10 protein-coding genes are annotated in these 17,335 nt (G+C 38.7%); 1 reads left to right on the top strand and 9 read right to left on the bottom strand.

The genetic code is table 11. The features are described from left to right. Positions 1 to 152: 152 nt before the first annotated feature. From IM479_RS19670 to IM479_RS19640, 7 genes are all read right to left on the bottom strand, one after another. Positions 153 to 317 carry a hypothetical protein gene (locus IM479_RS19670; RefSeq protein WP_287699542.1) on the bottom strand — a complete coding sequence of 55 codons (165 nt, stop codon included), beginning with the start codon at positions 315 to 317 and terminating at the stop codon, positions 153 to 155. A gap of 104 nt (positions 318 to 421) precedes the next feature. Further along, positions 422 to 1,489, bottom strand: a complete 1,068-nt coding sequence (locus IM479_RS19665) for a ribonucleotide-diphosphate reductase subunit beta (RefSeq protein WP_287078108.1) — start codon at positions 1,487 to 1,489, stop codon at positions 422 to 424. A 53-nt stretch (positions 1,490 to 1,542) separates the two neighbouring features. After that, on the bottom strand, positions 1,543 to 1,989 hold the full coding sequence (locus IM479_RS19660) for a DUF29 domain-containing protein (RefSeq protein WP_287685831.1): 447 nt from the start codon (positions 1,987 to 1,989) through the stop codon (positions 1,543 to 1,545). A gap of 38 nt (positions 1,990 to 2,027) precedes the next feature. Further along, the gene (locus IM479_RS19655) at positions 2,028 to 2,480 is read right to left on the bottom strand and encodes a DUF29 domain-containing protein (protein ID WP_287078110.1); all 453 of its coding nucleotides are present in this window, start codon (positions 2,478 to 2,480) and stop codon (positions 2,028 to 2,030) included. A gap of 3 nt (positions 2,481 to 2,483) precedes the next feature. Beyond that, positions 2,484 to 2,960: a DUF29 domain-containing protein gene (locus IM479_RS19650; RefSeq protein ID WP_287685833.1), complete on the bottom strand. Its 477-nt coding sequence runs from the start codon at positions 2,958 to 2,960 to the stop codon at positions 2,484 to 2,486. Positions 2,961 to 2,998: 38 nt separating this feature from the next. After that, the gene (locus tag IM479_RS19645) at positions 2,999 to 3,490 is read right to left on the bottom strand and encodes a DUF29 domain-containing protein (RefSeq protein WP_287685834.1); all 492 of its coding nucleotides are present in this window, start codon (positions 3,488 to 3,490) and stop codon (positions 2,999 to 3,001) included. A gap of 62 nt (positions 3,491 to 3,552) precedes the next feature. Next, the gene (locus tag IM479_RS19640) at positions 3,553 to 6,912 is read right to left on the bottom strand and encodes a ribonucleotide reductase barrel domain-containing protein (RefSeq protein WP_287685836.1); all 3,360 of its coding nucleotides are present in this window, start codon (positions 6,910 to 6,912) and stop codon (positions 3,553 to 3,555) included. 485 nt (positions 6,913 to 7,397) lie between these two features. Between IM479_RS19640 and IM479_RS19635 the strand changes: the two genes are divergently transcribed. Further along, positions 7,398 to 10,391 carry a plasmid replication protein, CyRepA1 family gene (locus IM479_RS19635; protein WP_287685837.1) on the top strand — a complete coding sequence of 998 codons (2,994 nt, stop codon included), beginning with the start codon at positions 7,398 to 7,400 and terminating at the stop codon, positions 10,389 to 10,391. Positions 10,392 to 10,416: 25 nt separating this feature from the next. On the opposite strand, the gene IM479_RS19630 is transcribed toward IM479_RS19635, so the two are convergent. Both IM479_RS19630 and IM479_RS19625 read right to left on the bottom strand, forming a co-directional pair. After that, entirely contained in the window at positions 10,417 to 10,908 is a 492-nt protein-coding gene (locus tag IM479_RS19630; RefSeq protein ID WP_287685838.1) for a GNAT family N-acetyltransferase, read from the bottom strand. A gap of 135 nt (positions 10,909 to 11,043) precedes the next feature. Beyond that, positions 11,044 to 17,181, bottom strand: coding sequence for a translocation/assembly module TamB domain-containing protein (locus IM479_RS19625; RefSeq protein ID WP_287685839.1), 6,138 nt, complete (start codon positions 17,179 to 17,181; stop codon positions 11,044 to 11,046). Positions 17,182 to 17,335 lie beyond the last annotated feature (154 nt).

Below are 17,335 nucleotides of genomic sequence, written 5' to 3'. Positions count from 1 at the left end.
GTAGGGGGTTTCGTTCAGAAAAGACTTCAAATTCGGCCTTGAACGAGTAAAACTTTCTAGGAAATAAGGTGGAACATGAGATTTTTTCGACTTGTTCAAAGTGGCCGTCCGGCATTCGGACACTCAAAATGGACGGGTCGAAAGTGTCAGACTTAAGCAATTAAGCGTTTTTCGCTATCTGCGTCAACCCCGTTCAGCGACCACCCTAAAAAAGTGGCGTGGTGAGGAATCGCCGTCCGTTTTACGGCGGCGAGGATGTCAAAATTACCGAGATGCCAGTAGGGATCGTTAAAGGTTGAGCGGGGGACAAGGAGCAAAAAGCCCCTTGAACCCCAGCGAATAGAGGGTCAAAAGTTATCAAAATATTTGACAAAATTGCCACTTTATGGTAGGAAATTGGGTCATTATTATCCCTTAAATTTTAAATTTCATCCCATCCCGTTAAGCCAGAAGACATAACATAACTGGTAACGGTTGCTTCAAAAAAGTTAGCTTTGGTGTGGCCTTCTTTTTTGGTATCGGAGAAGCGTTCCAGATGGTTATAGGGACTTTTGTTATACTTTTCTTCCTTGTATAAAGGCTCAAGTCCGATCGCTTTCAGCCGAATATTAGCGAGGTATTTGGTGTACTGTTCGGTACTGTATTCGGTAATACCTAAAATGTCGTTGCCAACAATGTGATTTGTCCAGCGACATTCGTGTTTAACGGCCGTATCGAACATCTCATAAATCTGTTCAACAGAATGGGAAAAAGTTGCCATGGCTTCGGGAATAAGTTTCTGATACAAACGGACGTGACTTAATTCGTCCCGGTTGATCATTTTGAAAACGTCAGCACTACCGGACATTAGCTGTCGAGAAGCGAGATTATAGAAAAAGATAAAGCCGTTGTAAAAATACAAACTCTCTAGCAAATAATCGGCAAGAAGGGCGATAAAATAGCTTTCAGTAGTTTTTTTGTCGATGTATTGCTGGTAGAGACTAGCAATAAATTCACAGCGATCCTTGAGAACTTTATCGGTGCGCCAAAAGTCATAAACTTCGCCTCGGCGATCGGAGGGAATAATCGTTTCAATTAAGTATTGATAACTTTGATTGTGCATGGCCTCTTGAGAAATTTGTTCCGCCATACAAAGACTAATTTCTGGCGCAGTGACGCTACCTTTTAGGTGGGGAATATTACAGGTTTGCACGGAATCAAGAAAAGTTAGATAGGATAAAATACCATCATAAGCATATCTTTCTTCGTCGGTAAGATGCCCGTATTCAGTCACGTCTTGAGTGATATCTAATCGTTGCGGAATCCAGAAATTTTCGCGCATTTGTTGATATAAACCCACCGCCCAGGTGTAGCGGACATCGTTTAATTGCATCAGGTTGGTGGTGTTACCAAACCAGATCGAACGGTTTTCGATCGCATCATCTCCCGCCGGATTGAAGATCGGGGAAATGGGCATCGAAGGGCAAGAATTAACTAAATGTAAGGACATGATTACTTGGATATTATGGCACTTTTAGGTTATAATATATTTTCGGTAAAAAGTCAAATCTTTTGATTAGGAATAAATTCAAAATCTAGGGCTTCTGCCAAAGTAAATGGGCAATAGTTCGGGAATTTCTCTAGGTTTATTCCTGTTTCAATGGCGGCTTTTTTTCTGGCCTGATTGTAGCATTTTTTTAAATTTTCTTCTGTTAAAAAAATCTTAAGACTAGGGCTATTTTCTAAATCTTCTTCGATTCTTTCGCGATGCTCAAAAAGGGTTAATGCCCAGCTTCTGGTTTGTTTTTCTGGCTCTTGTAAGTATTTTAGTAAATGCCATAAAATCACAGTTAGATTACTTTTAAGGGCTTTCTGTTGACTGATAGACATAGATTTTATTTCTTCAATTAAATTCTCTAAATCTAAATCAGAAAATTGATGATTTTCTAGTAAAGATATGGTTTTCTCTAGCCAGAGATAGTAGTCCTTTTCGTATAAGTTCTTTTCCATAATTATCCCCCTTCACTTGCTTTTATACTCTGTCAATATTATTTTGAGATTTCAGGAAACCAATCCTCATTTAAAGCCTGTTCTATAGTGCAAATTGGAGCTAAACTGACCAAATTTTCAGCCATTCCAGATAATTCGATCAAAGAAATACGAGCTTCTTGAAAAGAGTTGTTAAAAATTTCAATTAGATAAGGCTGTAGACTAGGACTATCGGCAATAATTCTTTTTATGGCACGACGGAAATTCCTAATTTCATTTTTCCATCCTCTTTGATTATATTCTAATTCCGATTCCCAGTAAGCTAGTTTCAGCAAATGTTCTAATAACCGAGTTAAATAACTTTCTAAACTTCGTTTCTCACTTTTACCCATGCTACTAATTTCGTCAATTAAATTCTCTAAATCTAAATCAGAAAACCGATTATTTTCTAGTAAAGATATGGTTTTCTCTATCCAGAGATAGTAATCTTTTTCGTATAAATCACTCTTCATTGCTTAATCCTCTCCGAGAAACTCAGGAAACCAATTTTCATCTAAAATTTGGTCGATTGCTCCAATAGGTGTAGCACTTAAAAGTCTTTTATCGATGCCAGAACCTTCGATAAATAGATGGCAAGCATCCTCATAACATTGCTCAAGAATCTCGGTGAGGTAAGATACTAAGTTTGTATTATAAGTTCCATCCTTTTTGTTGCTAATAATTCTTTTTATTTGAATGCGAAAATTTAAAATATCCCGTCGCCACTTGTTTTTATTGTAATCGCGCTTAGATTGCCAATAAGTTAATTTAAGTAAATGTTCCAAGAGTTTAGTTAGTAAACTCTCTAACTTCTGACGTTCTCTTCTGGACATATCTTTTATTTGTTCAATTAAATTTTCTAAATCCAACTCAGAAAACTGGCGATTTTCTAGTAAAGATATGGTTTTATCTAACCAGAGATAGTAATCCTGTTCGTATAAGTTCTTTTCCATAGTCCCTCACCTTAATTAACTATAATCCAACCAAATCATCAATGATTATTATCCTCATATTCAGGAAACCAATCATCATCCAAAGCTTGGGCAAGAGTGAGAATTTTTTCCGTGGGCAAAGTATTGATTTTTACTCCTATTTTTCTAGCTAGGATACGAAGGGCTGACTGATAACATTTATCAAAACTATTCTCTAGATAGGACTTTAAACTTGGATTATCATCAAGAACTTCCCATAAATCAATTCTAAAAGTAGTAATTTCTCCTTTCCAGTGATTAGCATTATATTGACGTTCCGATTGCCAATAAGCAAGTTGCAGCAAATGTTGGATTATTCTAGTCAATAAACTTGTTAAGGTATGTTTTTCCTTGATACCCATACTTTTAATCTCCTCGAGGAGATTATCTAAATCTAAATCGGAAAATTGATGATTTTCTAGTAAAGATATGGTTTTCTCTATCCAGAGATAGTAATCCTGTTCGTATAAAGTCTTATCCATAGCTGTGATTAGGTAATTAATAAAACTCATTTTATCAGTCCTAATCTTTGATGTAAAAAAATTAAGGTGGGCATTGCCCACCGAAGTTAACCTTAATTAGCGCAACTAGAACAACTATCGTCAGACTCTCGAAAATTGTCCTTTTGTACGGTGCGGATATAATAAATCGCTTTACACCCCAATTCCCACGCCATAACTAGGGTATCAAAGATATCTTTGGCAGTGAGACAACGGTTGGGTTCTGCGGGGAAATAAACCCCTTCATTGAGGTTGAATAATAACTCCATAGAAATCCCCGTATCGATCCATTCTTGCATAGTAGCGATCGCTTTTACCACCTGCTGCTGTTCGAGATTTTTGTTCTCTGAATAAAACCAGAAAGCTTCTTCAATAAAAGGTGGTGCGATGGGAACAGTCCCTTTTGCCCATTTATCGTAGAAAAAGCGACTATAAACCGGCAAAACACTAGCGGTACATCCCTGTACCAAACTGGAGGAAGTATTAGGAGCAATGGCGGTAATATGGGAATTACGGATGCCAAATCGTTGAATATCTGTTGCTAATTGTTGCCATCTTTGCGGTTGCACCGCATTATTTAAAAACCATTCCACTGGTTTTGCTCCGATTAATTTACCTTGGCTCCATTCACTACCCAAGAAAGCTTGATAAGCACCGCGTTCTTTGGCTAATTCCATCGAGGAATAGGTACACCAATAGCCAATTTCTTCAAATAAATTACTAATTTCTGACAGGTTATTGTAGGATAATTTCCGTTTAGCTAACCAGTCAGCCAATCCCATCGCCCCTACCCCAATAGTGCGATATTTATCGTTGTGGTTTTTAGCATTATCAAAGGGAGGATTAGTGATATCGATAGTATTGTCGAGAATCCTGACAGCGATTTGACAATTAGACTCGATTTCTTCCTTGTCGATGTTGGCTAAATTAAGGCTAACTAAATTACAGCAATGGGCAGTTTTATCGGGGGTGACATTGCTAAAAGATTCGGTGCATTGTCCTGTTAGAATGCCGTTAAACATTCCCAGATGACGCTTGGGTTCTGTAAAACAGTAGGTGTCATCTCGACGACAGGTTAACTCTACCGATTCAATGCGGATAAACTGAGTGGCCGAACGTTGGGGTTCTTTTAAAGTCCATTGTAAGCGATGGGTTTTAAGTCCCAATTGACCAAGTTGAAATAGTCCGACAGAATTAATCAGTAAACGATATTTTGGTTGACAGAGATATTCTTGATAATTTCCCTTTCCATTTGGCATCAATTTATAGCCACCGTCATCCATAAAAGTAACTTTGGAATCAACTCCTAAAGTCTGTAACATGAGGCGAATATCGAGCAAAAATTGCTGGTTAACAGCAGCAATCTGGAGAGACTCGTTAGAACCATTGCGGGCAACTGTTCCATCGGCATCAAGTAAACCAGCTAACCATTCTAAACGAGATTTAATTGTGTAACCATTGAGAGGAACTGTAAATTTACTGGGAATATCTAACGGGAGTTTACAGACCATCCGATCTTGTTTACTGTCATGATATACCGCTAGGGTATCGGTTTCTTTTCTCCAAAAAGTACCTTTTTCAATAGAGCCATTTCCCCGATATTTGTTACGAATAGCCAATAAGGGAAGTAACTCTTTTTTAACTCCGTATAGGTCAACTTCTGGCATTCCATTGTTTCCGTAACTCCCATCTCCAGAAAAGAATCCTGCGGTGTAAGCGTAGGGAAAGTCAAGATCATTTTCTGACTGGACAAGAGGTAGATGGTATTTAATCAATTTATCCCCTTGTTTGAGGTCTTTTGCCTCGACAATTTCCACGGTTCCCTTGTAGTTTTTCTGAACGTAAAACTTATGGTAGTAAGTACATTCTAAGGCCTCTCCGTTAGAGAAATTTACCTTTAATAAAGGCTGGTTTTCTCCAGTCTTTTTAACTAATACTTCTGACCACTCCAATCCATTCCAGACATTAACATATTCCCCCACCAAATCAGCGATTGCTATTTGTCCTCGGTCAGTGAGAATTTTTGTTTCTCCCGAGACGCATAAATTTACACCGGGGATATAGCCATCATGTTTATTAGGATTAGCGCGATTGATGGTATCTTTGAAGGCAATGTAGGGCATTCCTGTTTCTACTTGGGAACGCATGATACTTTTAAATAAGTCCCGGGCATTGATTTTTTTATAGAGGAGAATCTCTTGATCTAAATTAGCTTCTACTAAACGATAGGCCTCTTCAAATTCTTCCCCCCATAGTTCCGCTAATTCTATACCTAATTTATTGCGAACTTCGTAGGGATCTACTAATGTCCACTCGTCTTTATTTATCACCCGACGCATGAATTCATCGGTGATAACTAATTGGGGAAAAACATCATAAGCTTTGCGTCTTTGATCACCGTTTTCTGTCTGCATTTCCAGAAATTCTGGCACATCTAAATGCCAGATGTCAACACCGATAGTTACTGCCCCAGCGCGTCTTCCCCCCTGATTTACTGCAATAGCTGTATCGTTGAGTAATTTAATCCAAGGAATAATCCCCCCGGAAGCATTAGCTTTCCCCATTACCCAGCTACCAGTGGCGCGAATTCTACTCACATTCACCCCGACACCGCCACCATTTTTTGAGATGCGGGCAGCATTAGTAAGCTCGTCGAAAATGCTTTCTAAACTGTCGTCAATGGAGAGGATAAAACAACTGGTTAGGGAACCTTTGGGAGTGCGTAAATTGGCTAAAATTGGGGTGGCGAGAGAGATTTTTCTTTGAGCGATTGCTTGATAAAATTTCTTCGCCCAGTGGAGTCTATTAGCTGGTTCTTCCACAGTGGCAAGCAGTAAGGAACAGGTTAATAATGCCTCTTGGGGTAACTCATTTTTGAGTAAATAACGGCTAGTGATTAACAATGCCCCGGCGTAATCATAATCGATGTCCCAATCGGGATTAATCCAAGAACCAGCTTCTTTTAATTCTGCCTCGGAATAGATGAGAATCCTTTCGTCGTATAGCAACTTTTTAACTTGAGTTTTGACGGTTTTCTCGTAATTTCCGTACTGATAACCCCGGGCTACTAAGGTATCTTTCCAAAGACTCCAAATATGCAATCTTCCCGCCACATAGCGCCAATCCGGTTCCTCTGGACTACACATTTCTAGGGCGCAATTAATTAAATTATCCTGTATTTCCCTAGTGGTAATCCCATCCCGCAGGCGTGTGGTTAAACCCGCTTCTAAGGCGATTGAATTGACTTTTTTGCCCTCACAAGCCCACTCTACCACGTCGCGAATTTTGCCGATATTTAAGCTTGTGGTGGAACCATCGCGCCGAATCACTCTAATTCCATGGCTGCCCATATTAGCTAAAGGGGTAGAACGAAAGGGGATTACTTCGTTATTTTTGTGAATGGAGACGGCAGTAGTCAAGGGCTTTGATTGCATAATTAGGAAATTGCGGCGTTAAAAAATTTGACAAATTAATCTATTTGTACTAGAGTATTCTATCAGATTTTCTGGGAAAACACAACATCTAGCGTGTTAAATAATCCTATCACTCTATATATGGTATAGCCAGGATTATTTTGTTCCCTAAAAACAGTGTTTTGGATGACATTTTCTGGAAAAAATTCTTGATTTTTCCCAGAAAACAGTTCTTTTGTATGCTTGACAAAAGAACTATTCTTTGATAGCAAAAACAGATTGACAAAATACTTTTGATCCGATTCTGCTTGACTGCTGAGGAGGTTGTGGTCAGACTTTATTTGTTCTTAACTTTTCGATAATTTAAGACAAGAGTGGATTAAAAGTCAAATTTCCTCTGAGAACCTCTGAGAGAGTAAATTTTCTCTTTTCGCTATTTAGTGGCTTACCGCTAGAATAATAGGACAAAAACGCTATATATAGCGTCTAGCGAGTAGAGGACAAGGATGAAATATTTAGAAGAATGGCGTGATAGCGGGGTGGATGCGGAGTTAATCGAACTCAATGTCACCGGTTTAGCGGGGTTATCTCCCAGTGAATACCTACTCTACTCCCAAGAATTACCGCGACGCAATGATGGCAGAGTTAGGGACGATATTCTCAAGCGTTATGAACATATCAGTCAAGGCGGTTGGTGGTGTTCAGGAATTGACTTATTAACGGGTAATTATGACCTTTGGGGCTGTTTTAAGCCCGATTTTCCCCGTTTAAGCCTTGATAAGGCTAAACCGATTAAGTACGAACATCCTCCCCAAACCCCTACGGGAGTCTTTGCTTTGCGGGTTCCCCTGAAAATTTGGCAAAGGATAGCCCAGCATACCAGTATTAATATTTTAACTGAAGAAGTGGATAATAAGCAAGAGGATCTCGGTTTTTGGTCCTGGGTAATTAAACATCCAGAGATACCTATTTGTCTTACGGAAGGAGCGAAAAAAGCGGGGGCATTACTAACAGCAGGTTATGCGACAATTGCCTTACCTGGAATTCACAATGGTTATCGTACTCCCAAGGACGAATTAGGTAGAAGAATCGGCAAATCTCATCTAATTCCGCAGCTAGAAAAATTAGCTAATTCAGGACGAAAGATTTATCTAGTTTTTGATCAAGAAACTAAACCAAAGAACCAACAAGCGGTTAATTTAGCTTTACAGAGAATGGGTTATCTATTCAGTCAGGCTAACTGTCAGGTAAAGGTAGTTACTTGGGATGCTGCTGACGGTAAAGGGGTGGATGATTTACTAATCAATCGAGGAGAAGATTACTTCCAACAAGTCTATCAAAAAGCTACCTCTTGGGAAATTTGGAAGGCAGCGAGTTTAAATAGTTTAACTCTCCCACCTCATCTAGAGTTAAATAGCCGTTACTTGCCAGATATTGCTATCCCTACATCAGCGCAGTTAATGGCGATTAAATCGGCTAAAGGTACAGGAAAAACTGAGTTTTTAGCTAAGATAGTTAAACAGGCTATTGCCAATCAACAAAAAGTTTTAGTTATTGGTCATCGAGTCAAACTGGTAGAGGAGCTATGTCAACGCTTTGGTTTAAACTATATCAGCAAAGTTAGAGATAATCCTGCGGCACAAATTTACGGTTATGGTTTATGTATTGACTCTCTCCATCCCCAATCACAAGCTAAATTTCATGCGGAAGATTGGCAAGGAGCTATGATTATTATCGATGAGATCGAACAAGTTTTATGGCATGGGTTAAATGGGGATACTTGTAAAACTAATCGAGTAGCAATTTTAAAGTCTTTAAAGTCTCTACTCCAAACCGTGGTCAGCAGCGGGGGAAAAGTCTTAGTTGCTGATGCTGATTTAAGTGATATTTCCCTAGAATATCTAACTTCTTTAGCAGCTATTAAACTAGAAACTTTCTTGATTAGTAACGATTGGAAACCTAATTATCAGGAAGCTTGGCGAGTTTATAACTACTCTGATAATACTCCCCAACAGCTAGTTAAGGATTTAGTTAAACATATTAAAGACGGAGGAAAACCTTTTGTTTGTCTATCAGCACAAAAATTAACCAGCAAATGGGGGACAATTACCCTAGAATCTTATCTAAGAAAGCAATTTCCTCAGAAGAAAATTCTGCGGATAGATTCAGAGTCATTGCCAGATTCTAGTCACGCTGCCTATGAAGCGATTGGCAATTTAAATCAGTTGTTGCTTAACTATGATATAGTTCTAGCTAGTCCTGCGATCGAAACGGGAATTAGTATTGATATTCAGCAACACTTTACCTCGGTTTGGTGTTTAGCACAGGGAATTCAAACTCCCACTTCTATCGCTCAATTTTTAGGGAGAATTAGAGAGAATATTCCTCGTTATATTTGGTCAGCAGTGTACGGATTTAATCAGGTGGGTAATGGTTCCACTTCTATCCCCAAACTTCTCACCTCTGGACACCGATTAACGGAGGTTAATATTCGCTTACTACACCAATCAGATTTAGAATCTCTTGAGGATTTAGATACAAATTTTCAAGCGGAATCTCTCCTCTGCTGGGCAAAAATGGCTGTGCGAGTAAATGCTTATATGCTTAATTATCGTCAGTCAATCTTAGGTATTTTACAAGCAGAAGGTCATAGAATTAAAGAACGGAATCAGGAAGAAGAACTAGAAATAAATAATCAGTTAACGGAAGCAATTGAAGAAATTAGGGAACATAATTATCGTTCTGAATGCGAGGCAATTGCCAGCGCAGCCGAGATCACGGAATCAGAATATCGTTGGCTTAAAAAACAGTTAATTAAGTCAGTGAAAGAAAGGAGAATTATCAGGAAATATGACCTATACAAACGCTATGGAATTCCCGTCACACCGCAATTAGTGATTAAAGATGATCAGGGATGGTATCAAGAACTACGCTTACATTACTTTTTGACAATTGGGCGACAATTTTTGTGCGATCGAGATGCTTTAATTGCCCGTAAACTGATAGAATCAGGTCACGGAAGTTTATTTATTCCCGATTTTAATGGTAGTCAATTAGGAGTGATTATCGGGACGTTAGAAGTGTTAGGAATTCCCGTATTATTAGCTAACCCTGAAAGAGAATTAACTAATCATGATGCCGATTTACAAAAAATGGCCGAAATCGCCATTAAAAACCGCAACGAGATTAAAACTATCACCAAGATTAACCTCTCTAATACTTCCCGTCCTCTGACGATTATTCGTAATTGTTTGAACTTGTTAGGTTATGAATTAACCAGCAAGGGCAGCCAGAGAATTGCTAAAAAATCTCTAAAAGTTTATCAGATTGTTGCCCATCAGGATGGTAGAGAACAGGTGTTTCAACAATGGTTATTTAGAGATGAAAAATGTGCGGGAAGTTCTGAGATTTGGTATGAGGACTATCTCTTTTCTCTCACCCAGAAACCATCTCTAGGCGAACCGGAAAATGCTTATATTCAATTAAGTCTAGAATTATAGTCTAGCTATGGGGAAAATTGCCTATTTAAGCGACTTTTTTTCCTAAAATGACCACATCAGCCAGAAAATCGTCTAGATCGGCAATTTGAGGTAAATAACCCCATCGTTGAAAGCCGAATTTTTCAAAGAGACGAATACTGGCTTGATTGTGGGCAAAAATAATACACATAAGATTAGATATACCCAATTTGGGACAGCGATTCAGAGCATATTCTACTAATAATTTACCGGTTCCACGACCTTGATAATCGGGGGCAATATATAAACTAACCTCTGCCGTTTTTTGGTAAGCGACACGACCATAAAACATCTGTAAACTCAGCCAACCCACCACCCGACCTTCGATCGCTATTACCCAGATGGGATACTGTTCAGGATCGTGCTTTTTAAACCATTCTCGCCGACTTTCGAGGGAAATAGGCTTTAAATCTGCGGTGGCCTTGCGAGTGGGAACAGCAGCATTATAAATCTCGATAATTGTTGGTAAATCTGTTTCTTTGGCCTCGCGAATAATCATAGAATATCAAGTAAAAAGTCAAAAGTAAAAAGTAAAAAGTAAAAAAATAATATTTCTTATTTTCTACCTACCTATCGGGTTGATTCTCAGGATGAAGTATAACCTAATTTTGCCTCTTTATCCAGCCATCTTACTTTAAAATTGAGTTTGATAGCGGACGGTAAACTCATTCAAATTGTAATCGTAGGAAAAGCGAATAAAAGACTGGGAATTGACTCGATAGACGGTTTCCAAATTGGGAAGAATATTAAAATCCGTTGCCCTGATCGCATTACTAACCGCATTCTCCACATCATACACGACTCCTTGGGCTAAGAGGGGAATCGCCAACTGAACCACTCCAAATTGAATTAATTGTTCTGTATTTTTCCCCTGTAAACCATTAAAAACCGACAGCAATTGTTCCCCCAAAAGTCGAACGATTTCCCCTTGGCTGCGGGGGGGAGTGCTGGTTAATTTAACTAGGGGAGTATTAAGCAATCCCTCATCTTCACCTCTAGCAAAAGCCACTGCTTGTAAACAATTAGCAGCTTTTTGTAATTCTGTATCTGTATAGTTTTCCTCTAGGGGAAAAGGTGGACTATCGGGACGAATTTGGCACACTTCATTGATATTACGTCCTAAATTTGGTAGCAAGCGGTTTAATTCCCCTTCAACGCTGAGGGTGACATCGATCCTTTGAATGCGATTGAGGCTATCATCGGGAATTTCATTGCTAGGAAAATCTCCCCCCGGACGGGAGATAGCAAAATCGCGAGATTGAGAAAATTCGCTGAGAATTGTTCGCAGTTGAATATCAACAAAGGGATTAAAAAGTCCCAACCCGCGACTAGAATCGAAAACAATAACATTTTGATTGCGTCGGTTAAGAAGAAAACGAGTATCGATGTAACTAACCCGTCCTCGATCGAGATTAATCACTCCATTGGTTTGTAATTTCTCCAGTGGAGTGAGCGGACCGTTCAAGGTTAAAGCACCACTAAAATCAAATTGATACAAAGGTTCTTGTTCGATTGATAATCCTGCTAAAGACACTTGGAAATTATTTAAAACTGGAGTAATATTTGTCGTCTGAGGAATGTTGAGAGGCTGCAGCCAGCGACTCACTGGTTTATCCGTTTCTTGATTAATTTCTGCTGTGCGAGGAAGAAAAACTTTCCCCCTAGAAAGACGCACATTCCCCCCGATAATTGGTTGCTGAATTGTTCCTGTCATCATGGCATTCCCAGCAATTAATCCCCGATAAAGACCATTAATTGCTATATCTCCCTCTTGAATATTAACTGTTAACGGATTAGGATTATTTTTGATGGCTTGAAAGAAAGGTAAAACTCCCACCACAGAAATTTGTCTGTCAGCGATCGAGCCTTGTAATTCCTCTACTGTTAAGCTTTCAGGGGTTAACCCAATGCGGCCATTTACGGTTAAAATCTCTGGAAAAGCAACACTGCGGATAGCGGCATTATTAAGAGTAACTATACCATTTGCTTCTAAATCTTTGATTTTTAAGCCCTCTTTTATATCTAATCTTCCCATCGCTGAAAGAACTACCTCTCCCTCACCGTTAACCCATTCGATGGCGTTTTGACTGATAGCTTCAATTAATTTGATTGCATCGGTTCCCAATTTTGCTTGGATTTTTAATTGATCATTACCTGGTAAGGGAGGATAGGGAATGCTGGCATAGATTTGGATTGATTCGGAGGAGGTTGTCCGCAAATCAAAACGATACTGATTATAGGTAAATAAACCAATTATATCCTGATTAATATTTTGGGCATTAATTGCACCGTCAATAAAGGCAAAATTACCCTGAATACGAGGATTTAATAAGGTTCCTGCAATTTGTCCTTGAGTTTTTAGACTACCGGATACATCCAAGGGAAACTGCACAAAATTTCTCAAGAGGTCCAGAGAAAGATTTTCCACGGCAAAAGTTCCCTCTACTTTTTTTAGGGAAAAATCACCCGCTAAAAATACGGAAGAATCTCGTGATTTTAATCTAATCGGTTCTATCCTGAGCAACTGACGATTTAAGTTAAGATTAATTGTTACTTCATCAATAGGAATTAATTGGGTATCGGTGGTGACAATTCCGAGAGGGTTAACAATATTTACCGTCGGTCTTTGGGGTCGCCATTCCCATCTATTGCCCTGAAATTTTACGCTAAGATCTGGATTTTTTAAAGTCCCAGTTAAGGCTATATTTGCTTGATAACGGCCGCGAAAATCTAGTTCAGAAGGTATCCCGACTACCCCTCTTTCCCTTGCTAATTGCTGGATTATTTCTTCAATTTTTGCCCGCAAATTTACCCGTTCTGCTAGGGAAGCTTCGGGATTACCTACTTCTAGGGGACTAAGTTGAATAGCTGGGTTATTTTCGGAGGAGAAAAGGGTGATTAAACTGGTTAAATCATAGATACTAGCAACTGATAATAAATCTTGAATATAACCTTGATCTACCCTGAGTTTAGCTTCTATTTCCTGGGTTTGCCAATTAAATAAACCTTGCAGATTATATTGACTTGCACCCGCTTGTAAACTCCCCTCTTGCAGTTGAACTATGGAATCCCGATAAACCAAATTTGCCGTTAATTTTTCCCCGATTAAGTTACCTAAACTAGGTCGGTTAATCTCTAGTTGTCCCTGTCCCTGTAAGTTAAATAAATTGATGTCTAGATTAGCATTTACTTGTCCAGCAATAATCCCCGGAACATTGTAGGCTGCCGTGGGAGATATTTTCAGGATTTCTAGGGGAAAATCGGCAATCTGAACATTTAAATTTTCTCCGCTTCGTTTAGCTGTTGCTAAAAAAGGAGTTTTATTTCCAAAAGCTTGGCGAATATTTATCCCTAAGGGAAGATAGGGCAGCAGACAATTATTTTGTTGACAAGGATCGAAAGTCAGGTCAATAATGTCCTGATTTCCCCGCAGATTTAAACTAATATTTTGACCGATTCCTGCTTGCATACTTCCTTTTAAGATAGGTTCAAAGGGTCGATCATTAATGCTAAAGTTAGCTAAATTTATATCTCCTTTGATTTGTATATTTCCCACTTTTTGCCAAGCAGTTAAGAGATTTTTTCCTGTGATTTGTCCTTGAAATTCTCCGATCCCTGTCAGTGTCGATTCTCTGGGTTTCAAACGAGGATCGATCGGTAAAAGCGATATAATCTCAGCCAAGGGTACAGTAGCAAGGTCTGTTTTTGCCTGTAGATTTAAGTTAACCTCAGCGATATCGGGTTGACTGATAAGATTAGCTAAAAGAATATTTCCTCGCACATCAAAGCTATTTTCTCCCCACTGTGCCGAGAGATTATTAACCTGAATTGGTGTTACTCCCTGCCAAATTTCTTTAATATTTCCTGCTAAATTCGCCCTAAAATCTAAGTTAGGAATCGAGATTGATTTTATTCCTGGCAATTGTCCTAGTACGGCAGCGGGATCGAGATTAGCGGCAATAATATCACTTTGCCAGAAATTATTATTCAGTTGTGCCTTAGCTTTAATTTCTCCTTTGGCTACATTAATACGAGAGTTAAAAACTGCTTTGATACTGCTTAAGTTGAGTCGTTTTTCTTGCAGGGAGTCGAAAATAGTTTGGGCATTTCCTGCTGCTTGAAAACTGGTTTGGGAAATATTCAACGGTAGGGGAATATTAGTCTGAAAATTCTCTAAGCTACTGAGAATATTAAAAATACCGTTGTTTAACTGAATATCAGTATTAATCGGATTATTATCCACTAACAACCGAGTATTTACCCTAGCATTGACGGTGGACAAATTAGGGATTTTTCCCGCTAGTAAATTATTGATTGCACTGGTGAAATTGACTTGGGTTTTCCCTAGACTAACAGGAATATTTATATTGGGTAAAAACGGATTTAAGTTAATGCCAGCTGTATTAACTATACCGCTTAAAATACCTTTTTCCAGTTGGGCAGTAGTTTTTAGGGATCGATTATTGACAAATAACTGTATATCTCCCTCTCCGCGCCAAGTTTGTAAATCCGTTAAAGTACCGCTAATCAGAGAATTTATCCTGCCAGCAAAGCTGATTTTTGCCCTGCCTAAACTGACGGGAACTGTTAAATTTTCCACTAGAGGATTAAGACTAATCCCACTGGTATTAACTGTTCCTGTCATGAAACCTTGATTCAGTTTGGCTGTGGCAATTAAAGGATTATTATCTACTAATAACTGCATATTACCTTGAGCTTGCCAACTGCTGAAAATATTATTTTTATTATTTATTAATTCTCCTAAATAACCTTGTAAATTAATTTGTGATCGCACTAATTTAACCTGGGTTGGTAAGTTAGGCAATAGGGAATTAATCGGCAATCCCGCTAAGAAAGCGTTAGCCTGAAGATTTCCTTGCAATACTTGACTATTGACTAAAATTGTGCCTTGTTTACTGCTAATTTCTAAGTTAGCAACTCCGTTTAAAGTATTAATATTAAGTTGGTCAATTTGCCCACTAACTTGAATATTAGCTGTCTCTAAATTTAAGGGTTCTAAGGTTTCTAGGTAGGGGCAAATGCTATCTAAATATTGACAAACAAGAGGCACAAAAGGAGTCAATAAAAAGTTATTACCCGTGATTTTTGCCTGGACTAATTTGCTAGTAAAATCACCATTACCATTAACCTGTAGTTTGCCGCCATTTGTTTTAATGACCGTATCGGTTAAATTTATTTTGTTGCCCCCTAAAAATACTTTACCCTCCCCGGCAACATTGATTAATCCTGACTGATTAACCCTGGGTATTTGCCAATTAATTAATAATTGTGGCAGTCCTAAACTACCCCTAGCTTTAATATTAGCTTGCAGATCGTTTATATTAATTTTAGCGGGAATTGTTGCGAATTGAGATAAAATTTTTCTTGTGGGAAAATGCGCTTGTAAATTCAAATCAATCGGCATTTTTGTCCCGTCAAGAGGTTGATTTTTTTGCAGGGATTGCAGAATATTTAACTGCAATTTTCCTTCTCCTTTAATTTCTCCACCTGCGACGGGTTTAATTTGAATTTTATCTAAATTAAGACGATTGAGATTTGTTTGAAAATTACTGGTTATTGATTGAATAGGAATTTGCTCAAAAATAATCGGTTTGCTGTTGCTAACGGTTCCTTTAATTAGAGGTTGATCTAGTTTTCCCGTCACTTGAAAAGTAGAGCGTGCTTCTCCCCGTAAATCTAGAGGTGATTGCAGATAAATAATTCTTAAAAGTTGTTGTAACTCCACCGATTCTAGAGCGACATTGAGATGATAACCAGTTTGCCAATTTACTTCTCCTCTCACCTCAGTTTTAATCTTGCCAATAGTTGCGTTCGCCTGTTCAACTAATACTTTGTCTCCCTGTAAATTTAACTTAGTTGTTAGCTTAATTGGATAGGGGAAAGGGTGGAATTTTCCCGCTACTTCCGTCACCTGAAAATTGCCATTACCTTGAATTTGATTTAGCTTTGCCCAACTGGGAATATTGAGAGCAATATTAGCATTTACTTCTCCTTGATTTAATTGAAGATTGCGATTAGGAATTAAAGTTAATAGTTTACTTAAGTTTAAACGGTCGATCTGAAGATTAGTTAGGCTTTCACCCGTTTTTAACGCCGTTTCTCCTTGAATTTTTACTTGACTTTTGAGGATTTCTGCGCTAAAATCGTAGGTGAGAGGCTGCCTTTGATTATCAATAAATCTTCCTTGACCATCGGCCTTAATTTCTATCGGTTTTTTCAGGGCATAGGGTTGGATAGTAAGAGCTGCCTTCTCCACCTGAAACCCCAGATTTAACTTAATGGGTGCCTCCCGATCAAAGTTACTAGCTATTTTTTCTAAATTATCGAGCCATTGACCATTTTTATCCTGATCGAGATAAATACTGGGATTAATTAACTTGACATCAACCGGCAGCGGCAGACCTAAAAGTAAGGGCAGCGGATTTAATCCCAATTCGATCGCATCAATAGATAAACTATCAGCAGAATTGGCCGTAGCTGGAATTTCCGATTTACCGATACGAATGCGATTAAAATAAAAGCCCTCTATCTTACCTACCCTGACGGGTCTGTGCAGCATTTCACTGAAGATATTGTCTAAAATTGGGGTTAGACGTTCATAAACTAAATAACGAGTCGTAAAATAGCCAAGGGAGGTAATTCCTAGGAGAGTAATTCCCCCAACAATTAAAGTAGAAGGCCGGCGGACAAATCGACCGATACTCAGAAAAAGATTAGGACGAGGAGAAGGATCACCAGGGGAGTTACTCATCGAAAAACTGGGGCTGAAACCCCGCCCTTTAGCGATAGCGGAGGGCGGCTTTATATGAATTAGTGAGAAACAATTAAACCGTTAGAACGACGAATTAACTGAATCTTGCTAACAGCTATCTGTCCCAATCGTGTCCAACTGGTATCGCTTACAG

The organism is Microcystis sp. M165S2 (assembly GCF_020245885.1).
GTDB lineage: Bacteria > Cyanobacteriota > Cyanobacteriia > Cyanobacteriales > Microcystaceae > Microcystis.
The sequence above is the reverse complement of the archived record's forward strand: the minus strand, read 5'-3'. Positions and strand labels throughout refer to the sequence as shown.